At 39.2% G+C, this 2,753-nt stretch carries 3 protein-coding genes and 1 tRNA gene; 1 reads left to right on the forward strand and 3 read right to left on the reverse strand.

What is annotated here, in order from left to right:
* On the forward strand, window positions 1–237 hold a 237-nt coding region (locus DB41_RS12195), incomplete at its 5' end, for a hypothetical protein (RefSeq protein WP_039384068.1).
* A gap of 89 nt (window positions 238–326) precedes the next feature.
* On the opposite strand, the gene DB41_RS02875 is transcribed toward DB41_RS12195, so the two are convergent.
* The 3 genes from DB41_RS02875 to DB41_RS02885 all read right to left on the reverse strand — a co-directional run bounded on the left by DB41_RS02875 (window position 327) and on the right by DB41_RS02885 (window position 2,679).
* Window positions 327–1,604: an OmpP1/FadL family transporter gene (locus DB41_RS02875; protein ID WP_052243829.1), complete on the reverse strand. Its 1,278-nt coding sequence runs from the start codon at window positions 1,602–1,604 to the stop codon at window positions 327–329.
* Between the two features lie 91 nt (window positions 1,605–1,695).
* On the reverse strand, window positions 1,696–2,526 hold the full coding sequence (gene rsmI / locus DB41_RS02880; protein WP_039384069.1) for a 16S rRNA (cytidine(1402)-2'-O)-methyltransferase: 831 nt from the start codon (window positions 2,524–2,526) through the stop codon (window positions 1,696–1,698).
* A gap of 82 nt (window positions 2,527–2,608) precedes the next feature.
* A tRNA-Cys gene (locus DB41_RS02885) sits at window positions 2,609–2,679 on the reverse strand.
* Window positions 2,680–2,753: the final 74 nt, after the last annotated feature.

The following is a 2,753-nucleotide window of genomic DNA, read 5'->3' on the forward strand; positions in this document are numbered from 1 at the left end:
TCCATGCAGCTTAAGGTGGTTTGTAATCTATGCCTAAATCATCGGTTACTAGGGGCCTTCCCTAATCTCTTATACAGCATCTTTAACCCGCGGTTGGCTTGTCAAAGTTCGTGGCGCACAATCATCAGGATAGCTTTCACGCATTATGCTCCTCCTTTTTTTGAATTTGCTTTCATTTTATCAAAAAGGGGAGTGTGGGGACACCTTCTTAGAGATGATCGCAAGCTTTTGCCTTAGAAAAATTTAAAAAAGACATTAAAATAAAAAAGGGCTAAAACAGAAGTTTTAGCCCTTAAGTGTTTAATTTATAGCAATACTAAACTTGCCTAATAGGTATGGCCCCAAGAGATGCCAAATACATTATCAGACTGTTTAATATTGGCTTCTCCTAAGCCAAATGAAGAGGGAATAGAGTTTTTACCCTTAATCTTATGGCTGAAACCATGTCCATAAAATACCGAGATTTCATTACTCGAATTAAGACAAGCGGTTGCACCTAATGTAAGGTAATCTTCTATGGTGTCAACAGTCAAAACATTGACAGCTGTTTGAGAACGTTTGATAGGAGCTCTAGTATGACGATACCCAGCACGAACAATCAACCATTCGGTAAGTTCGTAATCTATACCTAAACGATAAAACCATTGATCACGGAAACCAAAACCGGTACCGTTATGGGCGCCAAGCTTATGAGCAGTTAAGTTGTCCTGTAAAGGCCTGTGAAGGGCTTTTACTTTTCGCCAATTGATATATTCCACATCAAAGGCTAAGGTTGCATAGGGGAGTAGACGCCAAGCAAAACCTGCCCCAATTTTTTGAGGGATATTAAGTCTTCCTTTTCCTGCTAGGAAACCCTTGTATTTTTTAAATTTGCTCATGTAAGTTTTTGGCTGATAGGTGACACCGACGCTTAATCTATCTGCCACTTGACATCTATAACCGAAGGTAAAGCCTACCCCTTGCGAATAGCTATATTTATGGTTCGTCACATATCTTGGAAATTTGCTGAAAATGCCTACGCCAAATGCTTCTTTAGCAAAATTTTGTAATCCCTGAACCCATAGACGTTGAATCATATAATTAAGAGAAACACCAAAATTATGTTTTTCTAGCAATTTGATGGAGAATGTAGGGGAAATGGTTTCATGAGCATATTCCATGCCCACTTTAGAAGTGCCAAATAAAGGTAATGCATGTTTATATTTGGTCTTGCTAAAATTGCGGTTATAAACAACTAAGCCTAGCGACATGTTGTTTCCCAACATTTTGTTGATACCAAAATCGCCGTTGTAAGCATATTTTGCCTTATGATTGGCATCAAATTTGCCATTTACACCAGGAAGAGGCGAAAGATTACCCCTAACTGTAGCTTGACGAGAGGTGCGGGCTACTTCAAATCCTAGATCATAGCGATCTCCCACATCAGCCATCCCGGCGGGATTAAAAACAGCTGCTTGAGCATCTTGAGGGTAAGCAATACCTGTAGCTGCCATACCAAAGGTTTTTACGCTAGCAATCACAGCGTGGGCACTTGTAGGTGTTAGAACAAGACAGGGCACGAAGCACAGAGAGGCTATCATTTTTTTAAATGAAAACTTTACCACTTTTTCTCCTTTATGTTTGGACTGCTTTAATTAAATAAAGCAGTTTTTAGTGGGTACTGTAGAGTATAAAGGTAAAAAAATCAAATAAAAACTAAAGTTTTTTAGGATGATGAATTTTATTGTAAACTTGTCGTTTAGGGATAGAACGCAGGGTGGCGACTTGTTTGATGGCTTCTTGTAAAGAGATAGCATTTTCTTGCTGAAGCCTATAGACATGCTCTTCAATCGGTAGATGGTCCCAATCTTCATAGGAAGGACCAGAATTTTTAGCAATGAGCAACACAATTTCACCTTTGAATTTCTTCTCTAAATGGCGGGCGATTAATTGTTGGGCTGTTCCGCGTACTACTTCTTCAAATTTTTTGGTCAGCTCTCGGGCGATAACCACTTCTCGATGAGCATCTAGACGATGGATTGCTTCTAATACCTTCTGAATACGTTCAGGTGATTCATAACAAATGGAGGTAAAAGGTTGGTTTAAAATTTCTGAAAGAGCATTTATTAAGGCGCCTTGTGGACGCGGAAGAAAGCCATAGAATAAAAAGTGGTTAGTCTCCAATCCTGAAATGCAGATAGCGCTTATGGCTGCACAGGCGCCGGGAACGGAGAAAACTTTTAAATTTTCTTGTAGGCATCTTTTAACCAGGCGAGCGCCTGGATCAGAAATACCAGGGGTACCAGCATCTGAGATTAAGCAGATGGTTTTGTTGTTTTTTAAATCCTGTATAACTTGTTCTTCTTTATAAGCTTCATTAAATTTATGAAAGCTAATTAAAGGCTTATGAATCTCATAATGTTTAAGTAGAATTAGGCTATGACGAGTGTCTTCACATAAGATATAATCGCAGGCTTGCAGCGTTTCAATTGCTCTTAAGGTAATGTCTTTTAGGTGACCGATCGGCGTTGCAACTAGGTATAACAAATTAAATACCTCGAGGAAAGAAGGTAAAGGGATTTTAAAAATGAGTTAAAGTTAAGAGAGAGCTTGAAAGCCTAACAAATTAAGGTGGCACCCAGATTCGAACTGGGGATCGAAGCTTTGCAGGCTTCTGCCTTACCACTTGGCCATGCCACCTTAGTTAAGCAAGAGAACCTTATATCCTATCACCTTTTATCCCGTCAATATAAAAATGTTGGAAGGATTTCACA

It is taken from the genome of Neochlamydia sp. TUME1 (genome assembly GCF_000813645.1).
Classification (GTDB): Bacteria; Chlamydiota; Chlamydiia; order Chlamydiales; family Parachlamydiaceae; genus Neochlamydia.